The 4,884-nt window shown below is 44.3% G+C and carries 4 protein-coding genes; all 4 read left to right on the forward strand.

The window, feature by feature from the left end:
• Window positions 1-248, forward strand: a 248-nt coding sequence (locus NZM05_12475; protein ID MCS7014429.1) for a hypothetical protein, incomplete at its 5' end; no start/stop codon positions are given.
• Between the two features lie 12 nt (window positions 249-260).
• Window positions 261-464 carry a hypothetical protein gene (locus tag NZM05_12480; GenBank protein MCS7014430.1) on the forward strand — a complete coding sequence of 68 codons (204 nt, stop codon included), beginning with the start codon at window positions 261-263 and terminating at the stop codon, window positions 462-464.
• 294 nt (window positions 465-758) lie between these two features.
• The gene (locus tag NZM05_12485; GenBank protein MCS7014431.1) at window positions 759-4,166 is read left to right on the forward strand and encodes a DEAD/DEAH box helicase; all 3,408 of its coding nucleotides are present in this window, start codon (window positions 759-761) and stop codon (window positions 4,164-4,166) included.
• A 157-nt stretch (window positions 4,167-4,323) separates the two neighbouring features.
• A partial coding sequence (locus NZM05_12490) for a hypothetical protein (protein MCS7014432.1) occupies window positions 4,324-4,884 on the forward strand: 561 nt, incomplete at its 3' end.

Below are 4,884 nucleotides of genomic sequence, written 5' to 3' on the forward strand. Positions count from 1 at the left end.
TTAAGAGAAATGGAGGAAAATGGAATTATTTGAAAACAGACGGGACGCTATTGAGCGAGTTGGATTTTGATTCCAAACCCCATATGCGCGCCAAAGATTGGATTCGAGTCGACATTGACGGAAAAACGCAATACATAACAACACGTTACGGCATTCTTTCCGACTCTCTATCGGAAACCTACGAAGAAATCAAAATCGAAAGAATGCGGGATGCTTTATCGATTTGGCTTTCGTCATCACAAACTTAAAACGACCTAACGATGAACCCCGAAGAACTCCAACGCGAACTGATAGAAAAGCTCAACGCCCTTTCGCAATCCCAAAACCGCCTACTCTACAACATTGACTATGATGAAGGGCAAGTCATCGCTGCCGCCAAAAAGCCACTTGGAAAGATGCCTTTCCGCTCTTGCTATGCTGGGCAAGTATCGGTTTTGTTCACTCCAATTTTGCGTCGGAGGTAGCTGATGTGAATGTGATCGTTCACAGGGTAATTTGCGCATTTGAGGCATGCTTTTTAACTTCCGACTGCAATAACTGCGCAAGCGGCATGCGAGCGTATGGTTGGTGGATTAAGTAGTTGTGATTTGAGATGCATTAGCGACTAACCGACTAATCGTTTAACCTCAACTAACTGCCAAAATTACTTTTTTCTTCAAACGCAAATTCAAGAATCGCTATTTCAACAACCCAAACCAATCCAAGAAATGTTCGCAGCATATCTGCCCGCCGAATATCAACACCAACACGAGCGCGAAATGTTTGAATACCTTGTCCATGCGCTCAAAAGAGAGTTTGAAAACAATCAAGATGAGTATGCGTTCTTGATTGGGAATCTTTATTGTAATGGGTCGGAATTTGACGCGATCCTTATCAAGAAAGACGCAATAACTGTTTTAGAGTTCAAGAACTATTCGGGAGATATAGTCGCCGTCGAGGGAGGAAACTGGACTTGTGATGGAAATCCAATTCTCGGCGGCAACAACAGAAACCCATACCAACAAGTCAGAAGGAACAAGTTTGCGCTCCTGAACTATTTGAGAGACTATACGGACTTTCTGCAGCGACCAGAACAATTAACCCAAAACAACCTTGGGCATATAACTGGGATTGTAGTTTTTAAGCGATGCAATGCGATTAATGATAACGGAATCTCAGCTACGGTAAAGCCTTGGTTTCACATCACCGACCAAGAGCATATAGTTGATAAGATCAAGAAAATAGCATCGCCAGAAATACACTTGACAAAAGACCAGATACAGAGGTTCATCAAACAAGTTCATCTCGAGGCAAGTCAGCTTCCTGAAACGATGCAAGCTCCAGCCATTCAAGTCGTTCAAGACGAGCCGCCTCCAACAGAGATGCAGCCTCATCCCAAAGAAGAGACGCACGCAATCCAAGCGGAAGAAGCTGAACAGGATCGCGAGATGGCGTGCATCAAAGCGGCACTATCCGAGTGTGGTTTTAAGACGGTTTATTCGCTGAGAAAGAATGGCAGAGAGCCAGAGACAGTTTCAGTTGAGGGACTGCAGCTACACCAAAACGCCCGGAAATTTTTGGAATTATTTGGCGGAAAAGCGTATAAACATCAATATATCGGACTTGAACTCTACAAGAATAACAAAAACGTATGCATAGCGACCTCGACGGGTTCAGGAAAGAGCGAGGTTTTCTTCATAAGCGCGATTGACTTGATATCCCGCAATCCAAATGCGAGAGTTCTGGCTGTTTACCCGATGAAAGCACTGAATAGGCAGCAAGAAGAGAGATGGAAAGACGCTCTCAGGGAAGCACAGATGTCTGACGGACTAGCTGGCAGAATTGATGGGGACATTGATATAAGACATAGAGAAGATATCGTAAGAAAATCCAAAATAGTTCTCATAACTCCAGACGTGCTTCACAGCTGGATGCTTGCTAATCTGCACGACAGGAACATAAAGAATTTCCTGAGAGGTCTAAGACTCGTGGTTATTGATGAGATACATACCTACACTGGAGTTTTTGGGAGCAATTCTGCCTACTTGTTCAGGCGTCTTAATCACGCAGTTTTTAATCTCGGCGGACATATACCACAATACTTGGCAGCATCCGCAACCATAGACAATCCTCAAGAGCATCTAATCAACCTCACGGGTCTCAACTTCGAGGTTATTGAGAAAGAGCATGAGACCCACAGAACCTACCCAGTTGATATATTGATGGTTAACGCAAATGACAACCATATCAGAAGACTAGCGCAGCTTTTGAATAGATTTGCAAACGAGCAAATGTGCGACAATGAATACAGAGCGATAACATTCATTGATAGCAGACAAGTCGTCAGGTTATGCGCTCTAATCGCAGCCGGAGCGTGTGTCGACGAAAATATTGAGATTGGAGATGAGGCAAACGATGACGCTTCGGGTCTGCCTATTGACGAATTAAATCAGCAAGTAAGAATAAGAAGAATTCAGCCATACATTGCTGGATTGAATGTAGAAGATGCTGAAACGATACAAAGGGAATTTGAGCAGGGGACGATCCGCTCAGTCGTATCAACGTCGGCGTTGGAGATTGGTTTAGATATTGGTCAGCTCGATCTTTGCATACTCTATGGAATTCCATTATCAGCGACAAGTTTCTACCAAAGAATCGGTCGCGTTGGGCGAAATAAGAGAGGTTTTGTCATCGTGATAAATGATCAAAGTTTTCAGTCCGAGGCTTATTTTAAGCGTCCCCACTCAATCTTGTCAATTCCATATTCTGCGCCTAAGCTGTATTTAGAGAATGAGAATATTGAGTTCATCAATGTTCTTTGCTTCGCTCATAATAATTGTGAGTATGAAAACACTGCGCAGAATCCTGATGAGATTAATGTCGAGGAGCGTGCGAACTTTCCCGCGCATTTCGTAGACCGCACGAGAGACTTGCGCGAGGGTCAGCTGCCGAAACATCTTGGCAGAATTAGACAAGAAGTTGAAGATGTCGGCAAGTCGCCACATCTGATATTTCCTCTCAGAGACCTACAATCGCTATACGAAGTTCGTTGGCAAAAGAACAAACTTGGAACTTTATCACGAAGGTATCAATTCCGAGAAGCTTATCCAGGCGCAATATATTACTATAATCACAGAGCCTACAGAGTTTTATCTGTAAATCACCAACTCAAAGAGATTAGAGTTAGACCAGAAAGCACATACTACTACACAAAACCAATTATTCTTCCGCCATTGATTCAACCCAACTTCCGTGAATCAGTGTATTCCTTTGCAGTCTATGGAGAACTAAAAGTTTTTGAGACCGAAGATAATGTTACTGAAAGCATTTCTGGATACGTAGAACAACGAGGGGATCAAAAGCAGGCTCAATATTACTACGATCTAGGATTCAACTTCAGGTATCACAGTATGTACTTATACACTTCGGGCGTTCATCTATCCCATCCGCGCTTGCAGAACCTTAACAACACGCATTTAGGTTTTTTGTCTGAATTATTCTTCGAGGCATTCCTATCCGTCGTTCCTATTGAAAGGCAGGATGTGGGATTTGGCTATGGAGAGATAGCGAGGGATAATGCCGCATTCCCTATAAGGAGCGGTGAAACATTCATATGCGTGTATGATCAGACATATGGCAGTTTAAGACTGACCTCGCCACTTACAAACGAATCCAATCTGATGAAGGTATTAGATAGGTCTATTGAGTTTCTTAACACGGAAAGAGCGCAAAAAATGCTACGGGAAAAGGAAATTTATCATGGCGAGATTCACAACTTTTCCGACTATCTTAATGAGATGAAGTCTTGTCTTGCCAAAAATGAGAGACAAGAAATACGAGCTGAAGAAGAAGTAAGGGTTAGCGCAGGAAGCGTCAATTTGATAAGACCCTATCAGGGTAGAGGGGCTACAAAGAACTGGGCTGTCTCAAAGGGCAGAAATCCAAGAAAAGAGCTTTTCTTCTATGTGCTCAGCATTGACTGGATGGGAAGGATGTATCGCGGATATTACGAGGACAGTATCAGCTTTGATGGTAATGAAATTGTCACACAGATTGGAAATGTTAAAGTTCAACCTGTTTGCGTTCCAATACAGGATATAGAGGCAATTCCAAACGTTAGCCGAACAATGATTTACGACGAATGTAAAGATGAATTGATTGATGAGGAAAGTAAAGAAATTTTCTGAATCTTCAATCAGAGGAGAACTCTGTGTTTGCGTTTAGGTTGTTAGTCAGCCTATGCTCGCTGTTCTTTTTTCACTCTCCATCTCGCGAAATTAACGAGAGTTTGGTTGTGCCACAGGGACAGCGAATGCTGCTTCCTTCGCGCAGCCAACTGCTCCGATGTTATGTTGCAAACGTCGCAAATCACGTTTGCGGCTTTTGCTGGCGCGCGAAGGCGAAAACGGCATCACATTTGGCAGATACATCGGCGAAACAAAGCAGGATGAAGATGCGGCAAATGAGGCATACAAGGCGCAGTTTGGCGAAGACCCATTGCCAAACGAACTCCTTTCGCGCGATGAAATGCAAGCCCGACCGCCCCATATCTTGCTCACCAACTACGCAATGCTCGAGTATCTCCTGCTTCGTCCTGATGATTCAGTTTTCTTCGATGGCGACAAGGCTCGGCATTGGAAATTTCTCGTGATGGACGAAGTGCATACCTACGACGGCGCAAAAGGCATTGAAACCGCAATGCTTCTGCGCCGTCTAAAAGAGCGCATTGCACGGAGCCACCCAAACCTGAAACTGCAATACATTGCCACGAGCGCCACGCTTGGCGGAAAAGATAGCGACCAAGACGCCAAACGCTTCGCCGCCAATCTTTTCTCCGAACCCGAAGAGACTTGGGACATCGCCAAGGCGCAAGTCATTGACCAAGATGCGCACCCTGCGCCTGCT

The organism is Chloroherpetonaceae bacterium, from assembly GCA_025056565.1.
GTDB lineage: Bacteria > Bacteroidota > Chlorobiia > Chlorobiales > Thermochlorobacteraceae > Thermochlorobacter.